The organism is Micromonospora cabrerizensis, assembly GCF_022230955.1.
In the GTDB taxonomy this organism is placed as follows: domain Bacteria; phylum Actinomycetota; class Actinomycetes; order Mycobacteriales; family Micromonosporaceae; genus Micromonospora; species Micromonospora cabrerizensis.
Genome location: NZ_JAKKFI010000058.1, coordinates 82,928 through 104,317 on the forward strand (window position 1 = coordinate 82,928; position 21,390 = coordinate 104,317).

The window sequence follows — 21,390 nt, forward strand, 5'->3', positions numbered from 1 at the left end:
CGGTGCGAGGCGAACCGGGACCGAAGGGTCACCACGCCGTCAGGCGAGCAGGATGCCGTGGTCGACTGCATCGGAGAGCACCGCGCCCAGCGAGAGGCGGATCACCTCGAACCGTCGGGAGACCTCCCGGGACAACCCCAGCTCGACCTCCCGCACCGCCCGCTGGGACCAGGCCCGCGCCGCGCTGTGGTCGTTGTTGCCGGGCGTACGCCACTGCTGCCAGCACCCGCCGGAGAGCGCCACCGCGACCGGCGGGAGCACTTCCGAGCGAGCCGGCGCCGGATAACTGGCCAGGGCGTCGATCGCCTCCGGGCCGGTCAGCCCGGCGACCCCGGCCGTGCTGGTGATCAACAGCACCTTGTCCACTTCGTGGCCGGGCCGGTCGTCGACCAGGCCGTACTGCACGGCGGTGGCGATGCGCCGTCGCACGCCTTCGGTCGGCGGCGCGCCGAGCACCCGGCCCGCGACGTCGGTGATGATGCCGCGAACGGCCTGGTCGCACTGTGCCGTGGCCAGCAACGACAGCGCCGCCATCTCCCGGTCGAGGAGATCCGGTAGGCCAGCGCAGCCGACCCCGAACACGATCTCCTGGACCGCCCGCAGGTGGATGTTCGCCAGCTCCAGGGCGAGGTGCTGGCGGATGCGCTGGGCGCACGAGCGGGTGTGCCGGTCGAGGCGCTCGGACCAGTCGCCCGGGTCGGCGGCCACCGCGATCCGGTCGTGCTGACCCGGCAGCACCGGTGGGTTGACGCTGGCCCGTTGCAGCCCTTCCCGCGACGACCAGCCCACCAGGGCCCGCCGCAGATCGGCGGCGGAGTCGGCGTCGTCGACCGGGAACCACCGCGCGCCGGCCAGCGCCGGCACCGCCGCCAGCAGCGCCGCCCGATGTGCCGCGACGGTCACCGCAGCGGCGGTGGCCTCCGTCGCTCCGCTTCCGGCCGGCGGGACGGACGCCCCCGCGTCCTCCGTAGTCGCCGCGCCGTCGGTCAGCGGGGCCCAGCCCGCCGCGCCGGGGGTGACCGCGAAGAGGACCTCCACCGAGGTCGGCGCGACCTCGGCCAGCAGGTTCAGCTCCGCGGCGGTGAACGCCTGGTCGGCGGCGATCACGAAGAGCAGCGCGCCGGCCCGGCCCACCGCTTCGAGCAGCACCCGGTTGCCGGCCGCGCCGAGTGTGGCCGTGTCCGGAACGTCGATCAGGGTGAAGTGCCGCAGCAGCGGCTCGGGCACGCTCAGCTCGACCCGCCGGGGAGGACGGGCCAACGCCGGGCCGGCGGCGTCCCGGTCCGCGCCGTACGAGTGTGGTTGACGGTAACCGGGCACGAACGCCGCACGGGTGGGCACCTTGGCGTTGCGCACCACCAACCAGCTGCCGGCCGGCACGGTGAGCATCACCGGGTCGAGCCCGAGCAGGGTGGCGAGCACGGCGCGCCGCTCGGCACCGGCTGGGCCGACGGCGACCACGCCGAGCGGCTCCTCCGGCGCGGGACCGGTCACGCCGACCCGCGTGGGCAGCGGGCCGCAACTGGGCAGGTCGGTCGGGCCCGTCATGTCGTCCGGCGAGTCGACCGAGGGGAGAGGGCCCTGCTTCATCAGGTGCCTCCCGTTGCAGGTGACCGGTCGCCCGGTCGCGTGAAGATTCCGGGGGAGCAACCCGGATGTCGGAAGACTACGGGCGAGCCGCTGACCGGCCGAACACCTCGGGTACTCACCGGTAATTGTGCGACTACTCAACTTCGTTCGGTGACGGTACGAGCGCGGACGGAATTCCATCGATATGCTGCGCGGATGAGTCGATGGGAGTTCGTCGGCCGAACAGATGAGCTCAACCGCCTGCTGGCGGCGGTGACCGGCGAGGCCGGTCGGGGGCTCTTCTTCAGCGGCAGCGCTGGCATCGGCAAGAGCCGACTGCTGCGCGAGGGCGTGAACGCGTTGCCCACCGACCGGTTCGCGATCTGGTCCATCGCCGCCAGCGCCACCACGGCCGCGCTGCCGTTCGGCGGGCTGGTGCAGGTGCTCCCCGCCGAGCAACCCCAGGGCCTCTCCCCCGCCGGCATCCTGCGCTGGGCGCTCAACGTGCTGCAACAGCAGGCGGCCGGCCGACGCATCGTGCTCGCGATCGACGACGCCCACCTGCTCGATCCGCCCTCGGCGGCGCTGGTCCACCTCGTCGCCCGTGCGGAGAACGCGACAGTGCTCGGCACCCTGCGCGACGGCGAGCAGATCCCCCTGCCGATCCGTGCACTCTGGACCGACGACCTGGTCGAGCACGTCGAGCTGACCCCGATGCCACCGGAGGAGACCGCGGGCCTGCTGGCGGCCATCCTGGGTGGCCCGGTCGACGCCGGCTCCGCCGACCGGCTCGGCCAGCTGTCGGCCGGCAACCCGCTGCTGCTGCGCGAGCTGGTGCACGCCGCCAGCGGCAGCGCGGAGCTCAAGCGCACCTACGGCCTCTGGAAGTGGACCGGGCGACTGGAGCTGGCGCCGAGCCTGACCGACCTGATCGACACCCGGGTCGGCAAGCTCACCGACGGCGTCCGCGCGGTCGTCGAGCTGGTGGCGTTCGGCGAACCACTCGGTCTGCACCTGCTCAGGCAGGCCGCCGACCAGGCAGACGTGGAGACCGCCGAGGAACGCGGTCTGATCAGTGTGATCCAGCACGACCGGCGGACCAACGTCCGGTTGGCCCACCCGCTCTACGGCGAGGTGATGCGTCGCCGCTGCCCGGTCAGCCGCACCCGCCGCCTCCAGGCGCACCTCGCGGAGCTGCTGGAGCAGGTCGGCAAACGCCGACGCGACGACCTGCTGCGGGTGGCGGTCTGGCGACTCGACTCGGGCACCGCACAGGACTCGGCCATGCTGCTGGATGCGGCGGTGCAGGCCTTCACCCGCTACGACGTGCCGCTGGCCACCCGCCTGGCGCGCGCCGCGCTCAACGCCGATGGCGGCTCCGACGCGGCAGAGCTGCTGGCCACCATCCTGATGTTCGCCGACCGGCCGGAGGAGGCGATCGACGTCCTCGACGCGGTGCCCCCGGAGCCCGACGACGAGCGGCGGCTCTGCCGCTGGCTGACCGTGCGCGGCATGGTGAGCTACTGGGGGCTGAGCCGGCAGTCCACGGTGGAGGAGATCGCCAGCCGGGTCGAGCAGCTCGGTGACTCCGCGGACCAGTCCCGGGTGCACGCCTTCGAGGCGATCATGCGTCTGCACGGGCTCGACACGGCGGCCGCGGTGCGGCTCAGCCAACGCGTACTGGACCGGCCGGCGGCCGGCGTCGCCGCCCGCGAGCTGGCCCGATCCACCATCGCGTACGTCCAGGCCGCACAGGGCCAGCTCAACCGCAGCGGTACGGCGATCGCCCAGGTGCACTCCGCTGCGGCCAGTTGGCGCACCGACATGCCGTACCTCCAGTTGGCACTGGAACTGGCCCGGGGCACCAGGCTCATGCTCACCGGTGACCTGGCCGGCATCGACGCGATCGTCGCCGACGAGTTCGCCGACCTCGCCGGTGCCGGCGACTTCCGGCTCGGCACCGGCTACCTGGCCATTCTCCAGGCGTACGCGGCCCGGATGCGCGGGCAGAGCGACGTGGCCATGCGGACCGCCCTGGGCGCCTGCGCGGTGCTGGCCACCAGCCGTGTCTACGCCGGTCTGGCCCAGGCCGAGCGTGCCCAGTCGGCGGCGCTGCGCGGCGACTCGACGCAGGCGACCGCGGCGATGGCCGAAGCGGACCGCACCCACGCGCCGGGCATGGCGGTGCTCTACCCGTGGCTGGAGCAGGCCCGGGGCGCTGCGCTCGCCGCCTCGGGCGACCTGCCGGGCGCGGTCAAGCACCTCGGCGACCTGGTGGATCGACTGCGCGCGGATGGTTTCGCCGGGCACGAGGTGCACGTGCTGCACGACCTGGTGCGGCTGGACCAGGCGAGCATGTCGGTCGGTCCCACCTGCTCCGACGGTGGCCGCCGTACCGTCGCGCAGCGCCTCGCCGAGCTGTCCGAACGGGTCGACGGGGCACTTCCGCCGCTGCTGGCCCGGCACGCCCGCGCGGCGGTGACCGACTCCGCCACCGATCTGCTCGCGGTCGCCGACGACTATGCCGCGTTGGAGTTGACCGTGTACGCGGCGGAGGCCACATCCCAGGCCGTGCAGCGGTTGCGCCGGCAGCACTCCGCGGCGGCCAACGACGCCCGGGAGCGCCTGGCCGGGTTGCTCGGGCGTTGTGACCTGATCCGCACGCCGGCACTGCAAGCGGGAGCGCCGGTACTCACCGAGCGGGAGTGGCAGGTGGCCCGCCTCGCCGCGCACGGCGCGCCCAGCCGGGCCATCGCCGAGCGGCTCTACCTCTCGGCGCGCACCGTCGAGAACCACCTTCAGCGCATCTACGCCAAGCTCGGCGTGACCGGTCGCTCGGAGCTGTGGGCCGCGCTGCGCTCGATCCCGGGCCACGACGGCGGCGACGCGGGCTGAACCTTAGGCTGGGCCGGTGAGCACCCACCGCCCCGCGCTGCTGACCGACCACTACGAGCTGACCATGGTCAGCGCGGCACTGAAGGACGGCACCGCCGACCGCCGGTGCGTCTTCGAGGTGTTCAGCCGTCGGCTGCCCAGTGGCCGTCGCTACGGCGTGGTCGCCGGCACCGCCCGGCTCATCGACCTGATCCGCGACTTCCGGTTCGACCCCACCGAGGTCGACTTCCTGCTGCGGACCGGGGTGGTCGACGAAGCGGCCGCGGCCTGGCTCGCCGACTACCGCTTCACCGGCGACATCGACGGGTACGCCGAGGGTGAGCTGTTCTTTCCCGGCTCGCCGATCCTCACCGTCTCCGGCGGGTTCGCCGAGTGCGTGGTGCTGGAGACGGTGGCGCTCTCCGTGCTCAACCACGACTGCGCCGTGGCGGCAGCGGCGGCACGCATGGTGACCGCGGCGCGGGGCCGGGCGCTGATCGAGATGGGGTCCCGTCGGGCGCACGAGGAGGCGGCGGTGGCCGCGGCACGGGCCGCGTACCTGGCCGGGTTCCGGTTCACCTCCAACCTCGCCGCCGGTGCGCGCTACGGCATCCCGACGGCGGGCACGGCGGCGCACGCGTTCACCCTGCTGCACGACGACGAGCGGGCGGCGTTCGCCTCGCAGGTCGCCACGCTGGGCAAGGACACCACACTGCTGGTCGACACGTACGACATCAGCCAGGGCATCCGCAACGCGATCGCGGTGGCCGGGCCGGAGCTGCGGGCGGTACGGATCGACTCGGGTGACCTGGCGGTGATCGCCCAGCAGTCCCGGGAGCTGCTCGATTCGCTGGGCGCCACCGAAACCAAGATCATTGTTTCCGGTGACCTCGACGAGTACTCGATCGCCGCGCTGGCCGCCGAACCGGTGGACATGTACGGCGCCGGCACGGCCGTGGTCACCGGCTCCGGCGCGCCGACCGCCGGGCTGGTCTACAAGCTGGTCGAGGTCGAGGGCCGCCCGGTGGTGAAGCGCTCCGAGCACAAGGCCACGATCGGCGGCCGGAAGGTCGCGGTCCGCCGCCACAAGCCGACCGGCACCGCCACGGAAGAGATCATCGTCCCGCAGGGCGTGCCGGACCGGAAGCCCAACGACCGGATGCTCCAGCACTCGTACGTGGTGGGCGGCGAGCCGGTCTCGCTGCCCTCTCTCGACGAGTCACGGGAGCACCTGCGCGAGTGCCTGATCTCCATTCCGTGGGAGGGGTTGAAGCTCTCGGCCGGCGATCCGGCCGTGCCGGTCACCGTCGTACCCTCCGACTGACCTCGACCCAGAAGCAGACCGCCCGCGCGGGCCGGCCCACGAGAGGAACCCCCGAATGGCCAACGCTCTGATCATCGTGGACGTGCAGAACGACTTCTGCGAGGGCGGCTCGCTGGCCGTCGCGGGCGGCGCGGGGGTGGCGTCGGGCATCTCCCGGCTGCTGGCCTCCGAGCCGGACCGGTGGTCCCACGTGGTCGCCACCAAGGACTACCACGTCGACCCGGGTGCGCACTTCGGCGATCCGCCGGACTTCGTGGAGTCCTGGCCCCGGCACTGCGTGGTCGGCACCAGCGGCTCCGAGTTCCACCCCGAGCTGGACACCGGCCGGGTCGAGGCGATCTTCCACAAGGGCGAGCACGCGGCGGCGTACTCCGGGTTCGAGGGGCACGCCGACGACGGCGAGTGCCTGGCCGACTGGCTGCGCCGGCACGACGTCGATCAGGTCGACGTGGTCGGCATCGCGACCGACCACTGCGTCCGGGCGACCGCGCTGGACGCCGCCCGGGAGGGTTTCGCCACCACCGTGCTGCTCGATCTGACCGCCGCCGTCGCTCCGGCGACCACCGACGTGGCGTTGCGTGCGATGGACGGCGCCGGGGTGACCCTGCACGGCCAGCCTGTGATCAGGGCCGCATGAGGGCGTAAATGGTTGGCCAACGGGCCGTCCCCGGTTGACGATGTCGCCGGAGGTACGGACCCACGTGAACATGAAGCCTTACCGGCAGGCGCTTGCCCTGCCCGGCCTGCGGTCGCTGTTGCTGGTCGCCGTCCTTGCCCGCATCCCGCTCACCGCGACCGGGGTGACGCTGACCTTCCACGTGGTGTTCGATCTTGATCGCGGTTACGGGGCCGCCGGTCTGGTGGGCGCAGCCGTGACCGTGGGCGCGGCGATCGGTGGGCCGGTGCTCGGCCGACTGGTGGACCGGCGTGGCCTGCGCCCGGTTCTGGTCGTCACCGGCATCGCCGAGGCGATCTTCTGGTCCACCGCGCCCACCCTGCCGTACCCCCTGTTGCTGCCGGCCGCCTTCGTGGCCGGCTCCCTGGCGCTGCCCATCTTCTCCGTGGTCCGTCAGTCGATCGCCGCGCTGGTTCCGGAGGCGCAGCGCCGCCCGGCGTACGCGTTGGACTCCATGTCGGTCGAGCTGTCCTTCATGATCGGGCCGGCGCTGGCGGTGGCCCTGGTCACCGCGATCTCCGCGCAGACCACCATGTACCTGGTCGGCGGCGGCATCGTCGCCGCCGGGATCGCCCTGTGGGTGGTCAACCCGCCGATCCGGGGAGCCGCCGAGCCCAGCGGCCCGCCGCGGCGGGTGCCTCGCCGGGAGTGGCTGACCCCCCGACTGCTCGCCGTGCTGGCGCTCAGCGCCGCCGCGACCCTGGTGCTCGGCGGCACCGACGTGGCGGTGGTCGCCGTGCTGCGGGCCAGCGGCGAGGTCGGCTGGACCGGCGCGGTGCTGGCGATCTGGGCGGTCGCCTCGCTCGTCGGCGGGTTCGCCTACGGGGCCGTGCACCGCTCGTTCTCCCCGTTGGCGCTGACCGCCGCACTGGCCCTGTGCACCATCCCGGTCGGGCTGGGCGGTGCGCACTGGTGGCTGCTGTCCCTGGCGCTGATCCCGGCCGGCGCGCTCTGCGCGCCGACCATCGCGGCCGGCTCCGACGCGGTCAGCCGCCTGGTCCCCGCCGAGGTACGCGGTGAGGCGATGGGCCTGCACGGCTCGGCCGTCACCGTCGGCATCGCGATCGGCGCGCCGCTCGCCGGCGCGGTCATCGACGCCAGCTCGCCAATCTGGGGCTTCGTGGTCACCGGAGCACTCGGTGCGCTGGTCACCCTGGTGGTGCTCCCGATCGAGCTACGCCGCCGCCGCATCGCCGACGCGTCCACTCCCGCGCAGCCCGTCGAGGCCGACCTCACCCCCACCACCCGCTGACGGCCCCACCGTCGCAGCGAATCGGAAGGTCGGCGTCCGTAGCCGGCCCTCGCTACGCTCTCTGACCGCGGCCGTGGCGCCACACTGTTCGGCGATCCACCTCAATCGCCCGACAGACGGCACACATACTCACGGCAGATATACCTGGGAGGCATATTTATGACTCACAGGTATATCGCTCGTCAGCACTACCGCCCCCGGGAGACCGGCCACGCAGGTGCGACGCGGGCCAGGCCGGACTAGGCAGAGCCAAGCGGACCCAGCCGGAGCAAGCCGGCCAGCCAAACCAGGCCAGGGCTAGGCGGACCCAGACCGGACCGGCCGAGTCAGACCGGCCAAGCGGACTCAAGCCGAGCCAGGCCGGGCAGGGGCAGGGGCAGGGGCAGGGCGGGAACTGCGGTAGACAGCCGCCGGTGGGCGACGCGGGGCTGCTGGAACTGGGCGAGACTCGAGAGTGACAGTGGGCCGGACATGGCGACGGGCGCCGCTCCCGGTGGTCCCGGGGGCGGCGCCCGTCGTACAGCTGGGCTGAGCGTCAGTGCCGGTCGATGTCGCTGCCGGTGTCCTCGCGGTAGCTGGCCCCGCCGTCCGACTCACTGGTGAGCGGCTTGGAGCCGCCCTCCGGCGGGCCGGCCAGGCTCTGGCCGCCAGCGGCCAGCTCCGGGAACTTCGCGTCGAACGCCGGCCGCTCGGAACGGATGCGGGGCATCCGGTCGAAGTTGCGCAGCGGCGGCGGGCTGCTGGTCGCCCACTCCAACGAGTTGCCGTGACCCCAGGGGTCGTTCACCTCGACCACCGGGCCGGTCTTGTACGACTTCCAGCAGTTGTAGATGAAGGGCAGGGTGGAGATACCGGTGATGAACGCACCGATCGTGGAGATCATGTTCAGCGTGGTGAAGCCGTCGCTGGGCAGGTAGTCGGCGTACCGACGGGGCATACCCTCGTTACCGAGCCAGTGCTGCACCAGGAACGTGGTGTGGAAGCCGATCATGGTGAGCCAGAAGTGAATCTTGCCCAGGCGCTCGTCGAGCATCCGGCCGAACATCTTGGGGAACCAGAAGTAGATGCCGGCGAACACCGCGAACACGATCGTGCCGAAGAGCACGTAGTGGAAGTGCGCCACCACGAAGTACGAGTCCGACACGTGGAAGTCGATCGGCGGGCTGGCCAGCAGCACACCGGTGAGACCACCGAAGAGGAAGGTGACCAGGAAGCCGACCGCCCAGAGCATGGGCGTCTCGAAGCTGATCTGGCCCCGCCACATGGTGCCGATCCAGTTGAAGAACTTCATACCGGTCGGCACGGCGATCAGGTAGCTCAGGAAGCTGAAGAACGGCAGCAGCACCTGACCGGTGGCGAACATGTGGTGCGCCCAGACGCTCATCGAGAGCGCGGCGATCGCGACGGTCGCGGCGACCAGACCCTTGTAGCCGAAGATCGGCTTGCGGGAGAAGACCGGGATGACCTCGCTGATGATGCCGAAGAACGGCAGCGCCACGATGTAGACCTCGGGGTGCCCGAAGAACCAGAACAGGTGCTGCCAGAGCATCGGCCCACCGGTTGCGGGGTCGTACACGTGTGCACCGAGGATGCGGTCCGCGGCGAGCGCGAACAGCGCGGCGGCCAGCAGCGGGAAGACCAGGATCACCAGGAGGCTGGTGACCAGGATGTTCCACGTGAAGATCGGCATCCGGAACATGGTCATGCCGGGCGCGCGCAGGGTCAGCACCGTGGTGATCATGTTCACGGCGCCGAGGATGGTGCCCAGACCGGAGATGGCCAGACCCATGATCCACATGTTGGCGCCGACGCCGGGCGAGTGCTCCACGCTGCTCAACGGCGCGTACGCGAACCAGCCGAAGTCAGCGGCACCACCCGGGGTGATGAAACCGGCCGTCGCCATCGTGCCGCCGAACAGGTACAGCCAGTAGGCGAAGCTGTTCAGTCGGGGGAAGGAGACGTCGGGTGCGCCGATCTGGATCGGCACGATGTAGTTCGCGAACGCGAACACGATCGGCGTCGCGAAGAACAGCAACATGATCGTGCCGTGCATCGTGAAGAGCTGGTTGTACTGCTCGGGCGACAGGAACTGCAGCCCGGGTCGGGCCAGCTCAGCCCGCATGATCAGGGCCATCAGGCCACCGATCATGAAGAACGCGAATGCGGTGATCATGTACATGATCCCGATCTGCTTCGCGTCCGTGGTTCGCAGCAGCCGCGCGATGGCCGACCCCTTGACCGGCTCCCGGACCGGCCAGGGCCGGGTCACGACCGGCTTGGGTGCGACGGTGGTCACGAGTGGCCTCCGGTTCTCGGTTGTCCCGCTCGGCACACGCTGGTTATCGGCGGGCCGTCATCCGCAAGGAGGATAGTCCCCGGCAGGTCGCAGCGCCGCGTGGGGTGGCGTGACACGATCTCCAACGGGGCTACAGCGGGCCGAGCAAGAGCCGGTAGTGCTCCCCGAAGATTCGGCCGCCTCGCCCGCGCAGCAGAGGGTCGCGCAGCGCCGGCGGAACGTCCCTGGTCCGGTTGCGGTCCCGGGTCCGGTCGCGCACCCAGCGGGTACGCGGACGACGACGACTCTCGTACGCGACCAGGGCCGCGTCCACGCTGCCGGCGGCGCCCAGCGACTCGGCCAGCACCACGGCGTCCTCCAGTGCCATGGCCGCGCCCTGCGACAGGGTCGGCGCGGTGGCGTGCGCGGCGTCACCGACCAGCAGGACGCGCCCCCGGTACCAGCGGCCCAACTCCACCTCGTCGGTGATCCCGACGTGCACCTCGTCGAGCGCCGCCAGCACCTCGGGCACCGGGCCGCGGTAGTCGGCGAAGAGGTCCCGCAAGCGGGCCAGCGGGTCGGCCGGCTCCTCGGTGCCGGCCTCGTCGGCGTAGAGGTGCAGTCGCCCGGCACCGATCGGCACCATCAGGAACCCGGAGCGTTGGCCGAGCAGGGCGGTCCACTCGGCGACCGGCGGGCCGTCGCGGAGCACGGCCCGGTAGACCACCTGGCCGACCGGCCGGGGCGGCCCACCGAGCGCGGCGAGGGCCCGCACCGAGGAGCGTGGGCCGTCGGCGCCGATGACCAGGTCGTACTCGGTGGTGGTGCCGTCGGTGAAGGTGACGCCGACGGCGCCCGGGAGCAGGTCCAGGGTGCGGACCTCCGCGCCGTGGCGGACGGCGCCGCCGGCACCGCTGAGCAGCACCCGGTGCAGGTCGGCCCGGGGCAGCGCCCGGCATTCGCCGACGCCGGCCCAGAGGGTGTCGAGGTCGACGTCGCAGAGCTTCGCGCCGGCGGCGTCGAAGAAGTGCTGCCGGTGGATCACCTGCCCGAGTGGACGGACCGGGTCGTGCAGGTCGAGCCGGTGCAGCGCGCGGGCGGCGTTGCCGGGCAGGTAGAGGCCGGTCTCGGTGGACTCCCCCGGGGGCAGCCTGTCGGTGACGTCCGGCCGGAAGCCCGCCAGGCGCAGCGCCCTGGCCACGGCCAGGCCGGCGATGCCCGCGCCGACGACGAGGATGCGCAGGGGGGAGCCACCCATGGTGGTGTACGCCTCCGGAGGGGGAGCGGCACGCGTTGGAGGCAACACGCTACTCGGAGCTATTGGCGCACACCAGGCCCCAATCGGGCGGCTCGGCGACGCTCGTCGGCGGCGCGCGTCGTTCAGCTGGCAGTCAGGCGACAGCCGTCCGGCTGGCGGTGGCAATCCTCACAATTCACCAGTTTGACGCGCGCGGTTGCGGATGAGTTTCAGACATGTAAATGTGTCGTTGAGCGTGGGAGCGCTCCCGCACAGCCCCACCACATCCGGCGCCCGGCACGCGCCGAGTCAAGGAGCGTCATGAAACGTCAACTTCGAGCCCTGGCCGCCGCCGCCGCCCTGCTGCTCGGCAGCTCGCTCGTCGCCGTGGCCTTCGGCGGCAGCGCCTCCGCCGACACCCTGATCTGTGAACAGTACGGCTCGACCGTCATCCAGAGCCGGTACGTGGTGCAGAACAACCGTTGGGGCACCACCGCCCAGCAGTGCATCAACGTCACCGGCAGCGGCTTCGAGATCACCACCCAGAACGGCAGCAGCCCCACCAACGGCGCGCCGACGGCGTACCCCTCGGTGTTCCTCGGTTGTCACTACACCAACTGCTCCCCCGGCACGAACCTGCCGATCCAGGTGAGCCAGATCAGCAGTGCCACCAGCAGCATCTCCTACCGGTACGTCAGCGGCGCCACCTACAACGCGTCGTACGACATCTGGCTGGACCCGTCGCCCAAGCGGGACGGGGTGAACCAGATGGAGATCATGATCTGGCTCAACCGGCAGGGCTCGATCCAGCCCATCGGCTCGGTGGTCGGCACGACGACTCTGGCCGGTCGGACCTGGGAGGTCTGGCGGGGCAGCAACGGCTCCAACAACGTCATCTCGTACGTCGCGCCGTCGGCGATCTCCAGCCTGAACTTCAGCGTGCTGGACTTCATCAACGACACCCGCAACCGGGGCGCGATCACCAACTCCTGGTACCTGACCAGCATCCAGGCCGGCTTCGAGCCCTGGCAGGGCGGCGCCGGTCTCGCGGTGACGTCGTTCTCGGCCTCGGTCAACGGCGGCGGCAACCCCACCACCCCGCCGCCGACCACCCCGCCACCGGGTAACGCGGCCTGCGCGGTGAAGTACACGGCGAACTCGTGGAACAACGGATTCACGGCCGACGTGCAGATCACCAACACCGGGTCCAGCCCGATCAACGGCTGGACGCTCACCTACAGCCTGCCGAGCGGGCAGCAGGTCACCAACGCCTGGAACGCCACGGTGAGCCAGAGCGGGTCGGCGGTGACCGCCCGCAACACCGGCCACAACGGGTCGGTCGCACCCGGCGGCACGGCCAGCTTCGGGTATCAGGGAACGCTGAGCGGGTCGTACTCGTCCCCGACCAGCTTCTCGCTCAACGGGGCAACCTGCTCACGGAACTGAGGGGTAACCACCAGGCAGCGGGGGCGTGACCTGAACGGTCACGCCCCCGCTGCGTCTGTCAGTGCCGGACTCGCTCAGGCGGCCGGCGGGATGGCCCGCGACCGGGACAGTTTGCCGAAGCTGGTAGCCGGGTCGTCGTACGTGCTGCCGAAGCCGCTGCCGGAGACGGTCGTCCAGGTGGACGTGCTGACGTAAACGGTGCCGTCCTCACCCGTCCACCGCTCGCGCTCGAGCGGCTCGCCGTCGGCCACCCAGGTGACCTTGACGGTGGTGCTGCCCGTGCTCTCCTGCCACTCGCTGCAGATCTCGTCCCCGTCGACGAAGTCGCAGTGCTGCCGAGACTCCTGGTACGGCACCGTCGCGGTGAGCTTCGCACCCGTCAACGAGAACGAGAAGCGGGTGACCGGCACGTCGTACGCGCGGCGGGAGACGATGTCGCAGCCGCGCACGCCGTCGGTGACGGCGCAGACGCTCTTCCCCCACTCGACGTCGACGACGGTGTCGCCGACCGCTGGCCGGGTCACGTCGACGAACATCCTGCCGTCGCCGCCGTCGAAGTGAGCGTGTGCGTACCGGTTGACCGTGTCGGCCTGCGCCGGGCCGGCGACCAGCGCGACCGTGGCGGCGGTGGTGACGCCGACTGCCAGGATGGTGCGAAAGCGAATCACTGTGCTCCCTTGGTGAGGCGGAGCGATGACCTTAGATCAATCCACCGACATCCGGCACACGGTTTGATCCACTCGCAGTTCACGAGGTCGGGGCGTCCCCGCGCCTGGGGCACCCCGACCTCACGGACGTCGAGTCGATCAGACAGAGCCAGCCGAGGTCAGACCCGGGTGAGGCGTACGGCGTCGGCGATGACCAGGCCCGTCGCGTTGCTCCACCGGCTCACCGCAACCCGGTTGGCGTCCCCGGCCGGCAGCGCGAACGTGCCGAGGACCCGCCACTGCCCACCGGTCACCCGCTGGTCGACGCGGACGGTCTGGTTACCGCTGCTGGTGGCGACGATGTACGGGGTGGCGCTGTTGTAGCCCGAGTTCGCCGGCCACCACGCCTCGACCCGGTAGTTGCCGGCCGCCGGCACGTTGAACCGGTACCAGGCGGGGTCGCTGGCGGCGACCGGGTCGGCGTAGCGATAGTCGGTGCCGTACCGCTGGCTGGAGTACGTCGACACACCCCAGTTGGCGCTGGCGGTGAACCGACCGGCGGTGGTGTTGTCCACCGTGGACGACCACGCCGTTCCGCCGCCGGCCATTCTCGCCGCCACGTCGGCCCGCATGACGTTCAGGTCGATGAAGGACGGGTCGATCTTGCCGCTGGTGCTGGTCTCCCGGTGCCCCCGGGCGTAGCTGCTGTCCCGGCCGAGCCGGGTGAGCACGGCGGCGGTGGCGGCGAGCGACGCGTTGTACTGCGCGGCGGTCATCTCCTGGTTGACGCCGTTGTAGTCGATCTCCCACCCGATCATCAGGGTGTTCCCGTCCCCCGCCGGGATCGGCCCGCTGCCGCCGCTGACCCCGGCGTGGTTGCAGCGACCGGCGGAGATGACGTGGAAGACACCGTTGTAGTCGACGAGCGCCTGGCACAGCGGCCCGGGCAGGTCGGACCGACCGTTGATGCAGATGCCGAGCGCCGGGTGCGGGTTGCTGGCGCTGGAGGTCGAGGCGGTGTGGTGCCAGAGCACCCCGATCGGGTCGAAGGAGCCGGGCCGCATCCGGTTGAGCCAGTCGCCCTCGACGACGACCTGGACCCCGGCGGCGCGCAGCACGTCCACCAGCCAGGGAATCGTCGCCATCAGAAGCCCTGGATCAGGTCGGCGAGGCACTCGGCCTTCGGCGCGGCGCTGGCCTCGGAGGGCGGCGCCGCGCTGGCCGAGGAGGGCCGGGTGACGACAGTCAGTGCGACAGCCACCAGGGCGGGGATGCCGAGCACCCCACGGCGGCGCAGACGGATGGACGGTGATCGGGTCATGGCGATCCTCCAGCGACGGCGGGCACGAACGGATCGACGATCGTGATGACGGGGACGCTATACCGTCACGTACGTCGATGTCGATACCCTTCACCGCCGAGTCACGACCTGAAGGAAACCGCCGGTTCAGACCTCGCCGAGCGCGTCGATGTCGCGCATCTCCTCCGCCGTCAGCGAGAAGTGGAAGACGTCGAAGTTGGCGGTGATCCGCTCCGGGGTCACCGACTTCGGGATCACCACGATCTCGTGGTCGATGTGCCAGCGCAGCACCACCTGCGCCGGGGAGACGCCGTGCGCGGCGGCGATCCTGGTCAGCACCGGGTCACTCAGGTCGCTGGTCTTGAAGGGGCTGTACCCCTCCAGCACCACGCCCCGGTCCCGGTGCTCGGCGTGCCTCTGCCGGTCGTACAGCGACGGGCTCCACCGGATCTGGTTGACCGCCGGGTTCTCCTCGGTTGACTGGATCAGCTCGTCGATCTCCCCGGTGCTGTAGTTGCTCACCCCGACCGCCCGGACGAGGTTCTCGTCCCGGGCGGCCAGCAGCTCCCGCCACAGCGGGATGCTGTCGGCGGCCGACGACGGCGGCCAGTGGATCAACCAAAGGTCCACCTGGTCGACGCCGAGCGCCTCCAGGCTGGCCTCCAGGGTCGCGCGCTCCCGGCCCACCCGGTCCGGTGGGAGCTTGGTGGTGATGAAGACGTCCTCCCGGCGCAGCCCGCTCTCCCGCACCGCCCGGCCGACCTCCCGCTCGTTGCCGTACATCGTGGCGGTGTCGAGGTGCCGGTACCCGGTGTCGAGCGCGGCCAGCACGGCGTCGTAACCCGCCTGGCCGGTGGCCTGCCAGGTGCCGAAGCCGAGCAGGGGCATCCGCACGTCACCGGAGAGCAGGGCGGCGGGCTGGTCGGTGTGGTCCATGAGGTCCGTTCTACCCCGCCGCGCCGCCGGCCGCCGAGTGAACCGGACACTCCGGCGTCCAGCGCGCTGGTCCGGTTTGCCGGAGAATGCGGGTGTGACCGACCGGTTGGAGGAGTACCGGCGACGACGGGACGCGGCCCGTACGCCGGAGCCGGTGCCGTTGCGGAGCCCGACGGCGGCCGGCACCGACACCGAGGCGGGCCGCTTCGTCATCCAGCAGCACCACGCCCGCAGCCTGCACTGGGACCTGCGCCTGGAGCACGAGGGGGTGCTGGCCTCCTGGGCGGTGCCCCGTGGCCTCCCCCGCGACCCGGGCCGCAACCACCTCGCCGTGCATACCGAAGACCACCCGATGGAATACCTCGACTTCTCCGGCGAGATCCCGGCGGGCGAGTACGGCGGCGGCCGGATGCTGATCCACGACCGGGGCAGCTACCGGTGCGAGAAGTGGCGCGACGACGAGGTGATCGTCACGCTTTCCGGTGACCGGACGTCCGGTCGTTACGTCCTCTTCGCCACCGGTGGCCGGGACTGGATGGTCCGCCGCGCCGACGCGGCGCCGCCGGGCTGGACGCCGATGCCCGACCTGGTCCGCCCGATGCACGCCACGCCGGCCGCCGGGCTTCCCCGCGACCGCGCCGCCTGGGGGTACGAGCTGCGCTGGGACGGGGCCCGGGCGATGGCGTACGTCTCCGGGGGGCGGCTGCGGTTGCTCTCCGAGACCGACGAGGAGATCACCGGCGGGTTCCCGTGGCTGCGGGCGATGGCCGAGGCGCTCGCGCCCACCGAGGCGGTGCTCGACGGTGTGCTGGTGCGCATCGACAATGCCGGCCGGGTACGCCCGGTCCGCCCGAGCACCGGCAGCCGAGTCCCCGCCGGTGCCCAGTACCTGATCGTCGACCTGCTCTGGCTGGAGGGTGTGAGCAGCGTCGACGTGCCGTACGCGCAACGCCGGGAGCTGCTCGATGGGCTGGCCCTGGCCGGTGCGCACTGGCAGACTCCGCCGTGGTTCCCCGGCGCGGGCGACGAGGCCCTGCGCGCCGGGCAGGAGCAGGATCTGCCGGGCGTGGTCGCCAAGCGGCTGGACTCGGTCTACGAGCCGGGGCGGCGCAGTCGACGCTGGCTGAGCGTCGACGCGGTGTGACGGCGAGGAGCGACGTGTACCTGACCCACCTGGACTGCCCGCGCTGCGGGCGGGAGTACGCGGCCGACGTGTTGCAGAACCTCTGCGAGTGCGGCTCGCCGCTGCTCGCCCGCTACGACCTGCCGGCGGTGGCCAGGGCAGTCACCCCGGAACGCTTTCCGCTGCGCCCGGCGGACCTGTGGCGCTACCGGGAGCTGCTGCCGGTCGCCGACCCGCGGCACGTCACGACGCTCGGCGAGGGGTGGACGCCGCTGCTGCGCGCCCCGGCGTACGGCGCCGAGATCGGCATCACGGACCTGATGGTCAAGGACGAGGGGTTGATCCCGACCGGGTCGTTCAAGGCGCGCGGCGCGGCGGTCGGGGTGAGCCGGGCCCGTGAGCTGGGTGTCGAGCGGATCGCGATGCCCACCAACGGCAACGCCGGGTCGGCCTGGGCTACCTACGCCGCACGGGCCGGGATGGGCGCGACCATCGTCATGCCGCTGGAGGCGCCGAGCATCTGCCGGCGCGAGTGCGTCGCCGCCGGTGCCGACCTGCGTCTGGTGGACGGGCTGATCAGCGACGCCGGTCGGCGGGTGGCCGAGTTGATCGCGGCGTCCAACGGGTCGATCTTCGACGCCGGCACGCTGCGCGAGCCCTACCGGCTGGAGGGCAAGAAGACGATGGGGTACGAGATCGTCGAGCAGCTCGGCTGGCAGGCGCCGGACGTGATCATCTACCCGACCGGCGGCGGTGTCGGCCTGATCGGCATCCACAAGGCGCTGCACGAGCTGCGCGAGCTGGGCTGGATCGGCGACAAGCTGCCCCGGCTGGTGGCGGTGCAGTCGACCGGCTGCGCGCCGATCGTGCGGGCCTTCGCGGCGGGCGAGGATCGGGCGCAGCCGTGGGCGGACGCGCACACCGTCGCGTTCGGCATCACCGTGCCGGCGCCGCTGGGTGACGAGCTGATCCTGTCGGCCCTGCGGGAGTCCTCCGGCACGGCCGTCGCCGTCGACGACGCGGACATCCTGGCCGACCTGCGGGACTTCGCCGGCCGGGAGGGGTTGCTGCTCTGCCCGGAGGGGGCGGCCTGCCTGACCGCGGCCCGGCAACTGCGCGCGGGCGGGTGGATCCGGGCCGGCGAACGGGTGGTGGTGCTCAACACCGGCGCCGGGTTGAAGTATCCGGACACCGTCGACGTGTCCGGCGTACCGCTGATGGGCTGAACGCGGCAGGCACCCCGCGGACCTGCGGTCCGCGGGGTGTCACCGTGTCGACCTACTGGTAGGTGATGTCGGAGGACGAGTAGAGGCAGTTGACGCCGTCGGCGCCCTCGCCGATCTCGGTCGGCTCGCTGCCCTTCGGCACGCCCTTGTACTTCACGCAGATGGACGTCTCCCGGTCCGGGTCACCGACGATGGTGATCCGGCTGAACCGGGCGGTGTCACCCCAGTTGGTGTTGATGCCGGCGATCGCGTCGGTGTTGCGGACGGTCACGTTGTCCAGCACCACGTGCCGCTGGTACGACGTCGAGCAGTTGCCGCAGGCCCGGTAGAGCTTCCCGACGTTCTCCGCCCGGAAGTTCTTGATGTGGACGGTGCCCGAGCCGTTGTGCTGGAAAACCTTGTCGCTGGCCGAGCGGGCGCCGCCGCCGTCGACGGTGTACGTGGTGCCGCCCCGGAAGGTGGCCGCGTCCTCGCCGACGTCCTCCCACCAGACGTTGATCAGGGTGCAGTTGCCCTCGCAGTGCACGCCGTCGCCGGCCGGAGCACCGATGATGACGTTGCGCAGGGTGGCGCCGGCGGCCAGCTCGAACATCGGGTCCTGGCTCTCGCTCTGCCCGCCGTCACCGATGCCGTAGTAGCGCTTGAGCCCGCCGTCGAAGGAGCCGGAGACCGTGATGGTGGCGTCGACCTTCTGGCTGCTGGTCGGTGTCGGCCAGCCAGCCGGCGGAGGTGTGGTGGTCGGCGGCGGAGTGGTGGTGGGTGGCGGGGTGGTGGTCGGCGGCGGCGTGGTCGGGGTGCCGCCACCGGACGAGTCGACGGTCACGTCGTCGAAGCCACCGCTGGCGTACGCGGTGACCAGGCCGATGCGGCCCGCGCCGGCCAGGCTGTTGCTGCCGGACGCGATCTGCGTGCCGTTGACGAAGCCCCGGATGGTGCTGCCGCTGGTCTCGATGCGCAGGGTGTACCAGGTGCCGGTGCCGACGCCCAGCGCCGCGGAGCCGATCGCGGTGACGCTGCTGCCGTTGACCGCCTGGAGCTCGGCCCGACCGGAGCCGAGCAGGGCCAGCCGGTACATCTTGGTGCTGCTGGCCGACCGTGCGGCCAGCCCGACCAGGGCGCTGGAGGAGCCGAAGCTCGCGGGCCTGACCCGGGCCTGCACGGAGTAGTCGGTCCAGCTGGTCTGACCGGCGAACTGCCGGGCCAGTTCACTGCCGGCGTTGGACTGGTTGAGCACGCCGGAGCCGTCGACCGTCCAGGTGCCGCCCGACTTGGACCAGCCGGAGGTGTTGCCGTCGGTGAAGTCGTCGCTGAAGACGGTGGCCGCGAAGGCCGAGGTCATGCTGGCGGTGAGAGCCGCGGCGGTCACGCCGGCGCCCAGGGCCAGGAGTAGTGGCCGACGGCCGGGAAGTCGTCTCTTCTGCACAGGTGTCCTCCTTGACGCATGTGGTGGCGATCCCTCGGCGTCCACTCGGGGACGTGGCGGCACGGCGTGCGGCCGTCGCCTGGGATCGGTGCGCGCCCCCGTCGGATGCCCGGACCGAAGCGGGGTGAAGCGGGGTCAAAGACCATGGGAAAGGGCTTTCCCGCTCCTTCGAGGCTAGGACCGCGCACACATCGACGTCAATGCCTGGCGTTTGCAGGTCTGTTGCAGGATTTCGCGGTGATCAGTAGCTGTCCGGCTGGGTGATCCGCCAGGCCGCGTTGATCAGCCCGATGTGCGAGAGCGCCTGCGGGGTGTTGCCGAGCTGCGCACCGGTGGACAGGTCGATCTGTTCGCTGAACAGGCCCAGGTCGTTGGCGTACCCGACGACCCGCTCGAAGAGCGCCTCGGCCCGCTGCTGCTCACCCGTCATCACCAGACACTCCACCAGCCAGAACGAGCACAGCAGAAATCCGGCCGGGTCGGTCGTCCACCGCCGCAGCAGTCCGTCCTCGGTGCCCAGCTCACGCTCGACCATCGCGATGGTCGAGCGCATCCGCGGGTCGGTGGCCGGAAGGAAGTGCGTCACCGGCAGGGCGAGCACCGAGGCGTCCAGTTCCGCCGACCCGAACGCGCCGGTGAACGCCCCGATCCGGTCGTTCCACCCCTCACGCAGCACGGTGTCGCGGATCTCGTCGCGGATCGTGGCCCAGCGACCCGGGTCGGCCCGATCGCCGAGCCGGTCGGCGAGCCCCACCGCCCGGTCCATCGTGAGCCAGCAGGCCACCTTGGACGAGACGTAGTGGCGCTCCTCGTCCCGGGTCTCCCAGATACCCCGGTCCGGCAGACGCCACGTCTTGGCCACCTGCTCGGTCAGGCCGAGCACCATCTCCCGCAACTCGTCCTCGAACGTCGCGCCGAGGTAGTCGCGCAGCCGCCACACCGCGGACATCACCTCACCCGGCACGTCGAGCTGCCGCTGCCGCCAGGCGTCGTTGCCGACCCGCACCGGCCGGCTGTCGCGGTATCCGCGCAGATGGGGGCAGTGGTGCTCGGAGAGATCGCGCTCGCCCTCCAGCCCGAAGAGCACCGGCACGGGCTCGTCGCCGATCCGGCCGATCGAGCGGGTCGCCCAGGCGAACAGCCGGGACGTCTCGTCGGGGCAGGCGGCCACCCACAGCGCCCGCATCGTCAGCGAGAAGTCCCGCAACCACGAGTACCGGTAGTCGTAGTTCCGGTCGCCGCCGATCTGCTCGGGCAGCGAGGAGGTCAGCGCGGCGGCGACCGCGCCACTGCGGGCGTACGTGAGGCCGGTCAGGACGGTCGAGCTGTGCTTGACGAGTTCGGGGTAGCGGCCGGAGTACCCGTGTGTCTCCCGGAACGCCTGCCAGGCCTGTGTCGTCTCGGCGAGGGTCGTCAGCGGGTCCACCCGGGCCGGCGGTTCGCCGTACGCCGCACCGAAGGCCAGGTCCGTCCCGACCACCTGACCGGCGGAGACCTCGAACTCCTGGGTCACCCGGTCGGTACTCGCCCGCAGGTGCAGGCCCCCGGCGCGCAACATCAGCACGATCGGGCCGGCACCGGCCAGCACACCGCCGTCCGGCTGCTCGTGCAGGTACGGCGTGAGCAGGCCGTACTCCGGGCGGGGCGCGAAGTCCAGCGCCATCCGTACCCGGCCGGACAGCCCCTCGACCACCCGGATCAGTACGGCGGGTGAATTCCTGCCCAGCTCGTGGGCACGGGCGCCGACCTCGGCGGCCAGGGCATCGGTGACCGCCACGCTGCCGTGCGGCGTGTGGTGCACCGTCCGCAGCACCAACGTGTCCGGCAGGTACGCGCGCTCCACCCGGAACCCCGGACCACCGACCCCGACCGGCGCCAGCCGGAAGTGGCCAGCTCCCGGGTCGAGCAGCCGCGCGAACACGGCCGACCCGTCGAACCGGTGCGGGCACCACCAGTCGATCGAGCCGTCCTTGCCGACCAACGCCCCGGAACGGGAGTCCGAGAGGAACCCGTAGTCGGAGATCGGCGGCTGCTGCTCCACCCGCCGGGGGTACCCGCATCGGCCCCGATCAGGCCGCTGCC

16 protein-coding genes are annotated in these 21,390 nt (G+C 71.6%); 7 read left to right on the forward strand and 9 right to left on the reverse strand.

Features of this window, described 5'->3' with window-relative positions:
- Positions 1-39 precede the first annotated feature (39 nt).
- Positions 40-1,590 carry a P-loop NTPase family protein gene (locus LADH09A_RS13010; RefSeq protein ID WP_238645212.1) on the reverse strand — a complete coding sequence of 517 codons (1,551 nt, stop codon included), beginning with the start codon at positions 1,588-1,590 and terminating at the stop codon, positions 40-42.
- A gap of 195 nt (positions 1,591-1,785) precedes the next feature.
- Between LADH09A_RS13010 and LADH09A_RS13015 the strand changes: the two genes are divergently transcribed.
- Genes LADH09A_RS13015 through LADH09A_RS13030 form a run of 4 tightly spaced genes read left to right on the forward strand, consistent with a single transcriptional unit; the run spans position 1,786 to position 7,695 of the window.
- Positions 1,786-4,464 carry a LuxR C-terminal-related transcriptional regulator gene (locus LADH09A_RS13015; RefSeq protein WP_238645214.1) on the forward strand — a complete coding sequence of 893 codons (2,679 nt, stop codon included), beginning with the start codon at positions 1,786-1,788 and terminating at the stop codon, positions 4,462-4,464.
- 16 nt (positions 4,465-4,480) lie between these two features.
- Positions 4,481-5,767, forward strand: coding sequence for a nicotinate phosphoribosyltransferase (locus LADH09A_RS13020; protein ID WP_238645215.1), 1,287 nt, complete (start codon positions 4,481-4,483; stop codon positions 5,765-5,767).
- Positions 5,768-5,822: 55 nt separating this feature from the next.
- Positions 5,823-6,404 (forward strand): isochorismatase family protein, encoded by a 582-nt coding sequence (locus tag LADH09A_RS13025; protein WP_238645216.1) that lies wholly within the window; start codon positions 5,823-5,825, stop codon positions 6,402-6,404.
- A gap of 40 nt (positions 6,405-6,444) precedes the next feature.
- Positions 6,445-7,695 (forward strand): MFS transporter, encoded by a 1,251-nt coding sequence (locus LADH09A_RS13030; RefSeq protein WP_238645309.1) that lies wholly within the window; start codon positions 6,445-6,447, stop codon positions 7,693-7,695.
- 535 nt (positions 7,696-8,230) lie between these two features.
- Here the strand turns inward: LADH09A_RS13030 and ctaD are convergent.
- Positions 8,231-9,991 (reverse strand): aa3-type cytochrome oxidase subunit I, encoded by a 1,761-nt coding sequence (ctaD, locus tag LADH09A_RS13035; protein WP_238645218.1) that lies wholly within the window; start codon positions 9,989-9,991, stop codon positions 8,231-8,233.
- 130 nt (positions 9,992-10,121) lie between these two features.
- Positions 10,122-11,228: an FAD-dependent monooxygenase gene (locus tag LADH09A_RS13040; RefSeq protein WP_238645219.1), complete on the reverse strand. Its 1,107-nt coding sequence runs from the start codon at positions 11,226-11,228 to the stop codon at positions 10,122-10,124.
- Between the two features lie 300 nt (positions 11,229-11,528).
- Between LADH09A_RS13040 and LADH09A_RS13045 the strand changes: the two genes are divergently transcribed.
- Entirely contained in the window at positions 11,529-12,653 is a 1,125-nt protein-coding gene (locus tag LADH09A_RS13045; protein ID WP_238645220.1) for a glycoside hydrolase family 12 protein, read from the forward strand.
- Between the two features lie 74 nt (positions 12,654-12,727).
- Here LADH09A_RS13045 and LADH09A_RS13050 read toward each other — a convergent pair whose 3' ends face one another.
- From LADH09A_RS13050 to LADH09A_RS13065, 4 genes are all read right to left on the reverse strand, one after another.
- Positions 12,728-13,321 (reverse strand): hypothetical protein, encoded by a 594-nt coding sequence (locus LADH09A_RS13050; RefSeq protein WP_238645221.1) that lies wholly within the window; start codon positions 13,319-13,321, stop codon positions 12,728-12,730.
- Between the two features lie 158 nt (positions 13,322-13,479).
- Positions 13,480-14,445: a golvesin C-terminal-like domain-containing protein gene (locus LADH09A_RS13055; protein ID WP_238645222.1), complete on the reverse strand. Its 966-nt coding sequence runs from the start codon at positions 14,443-14,445 to the stop codon at positions 13,480-13,482.
- On the reverse strand, positions 14,445-14,621 hold the full coding sequence (locus LADH09A_RS13060; protein ID WP_238645224.1) for a hypothetical protein: 177 nt from the start codon (positions 14,619-14,621) through the stop codon (positions 14,445-14,447). Before LADH09A_RS13060 ends, LADH09A_RS13055 begins: the two co-directional genes overlap by 1 nt.
- A 126-nt stretch (positions 14,622-14,747) precedes the next feature.
- Positions 14,748-15,536, reverse strand: coding sequence for an aldo/keto reductase (locus LADH09A_RS13065; RefSeq protein ID WP_238645226.1), 789 nt, complete (start codon positions 15,534-15,536; stop codon positions 14,748-14,750).
- Between the two features lie 94 nt (positions 15,537-15,630).
- Here LADH09A_RS13065 and LADH09A_RS13070 point away from each other — a divergent pair, with 94 nt between their 5' ends.
- The gene (locus LADH09A_RS13070; RefSeq protein WP_238645229.1) at positions 15,631-16,680 is read left to right on the forward strand and encodes a DNA polymerase ligase N-terminal domain-containing protein; all 1,050 of its coding nucleotides are present in this window, start codon (positions 15,631-15,633) and stop codon (positions 16,678-16,680) included.
- 14 nt (positions 16,681-16,694) lie between these two features.
- The gene (locus tag LADH09A_RS13075; RefSeq protein ID WP_238645230.1) at positions 16,695-17,885 is read left to right on the forward strand and encodes a threonine synthase; all 1,191 of its coding nucleotides are present in this window, start codon (positions 16,695-16,697) and stop codon (positions 17,883-17,885) included.
- A 52-nt stretch (positions 17,886-17,937) separates the two neighbouring features.
- On the opposite strand, the gene LADH09A_RS13080 is transcribed toward LADH09A_RS13075, so the two are convergent.
- Positions 17,938-19,308 carry a pectate lyase gene (locus LADH09A_RS13080; RefSeq protein ID WP_238645232.1) on the reverse strand — a complete coding sequence of 457 codons (1,371 nt, stop codon included), beginning with the start codon at positions 19,306-19,308 and terminating at the stop codon, positions 17,938-17,940.
- A 241-nt stretch (positions 19,309-19,549) separates the two neighbouring features.
- Positions 19,550-21,349, reverse strand: a complete 1,800-nt coding sequence (locus LADH09A_RS13085) for a glycoside hydrolase family 15 protein (protein ID WP_238645234.1) — start codon at positions 21,347-21,349, stop codon at positions 19,550-19,552.
- Positions 21,350-21,390 lie beyond the last annotated feature (41 nt).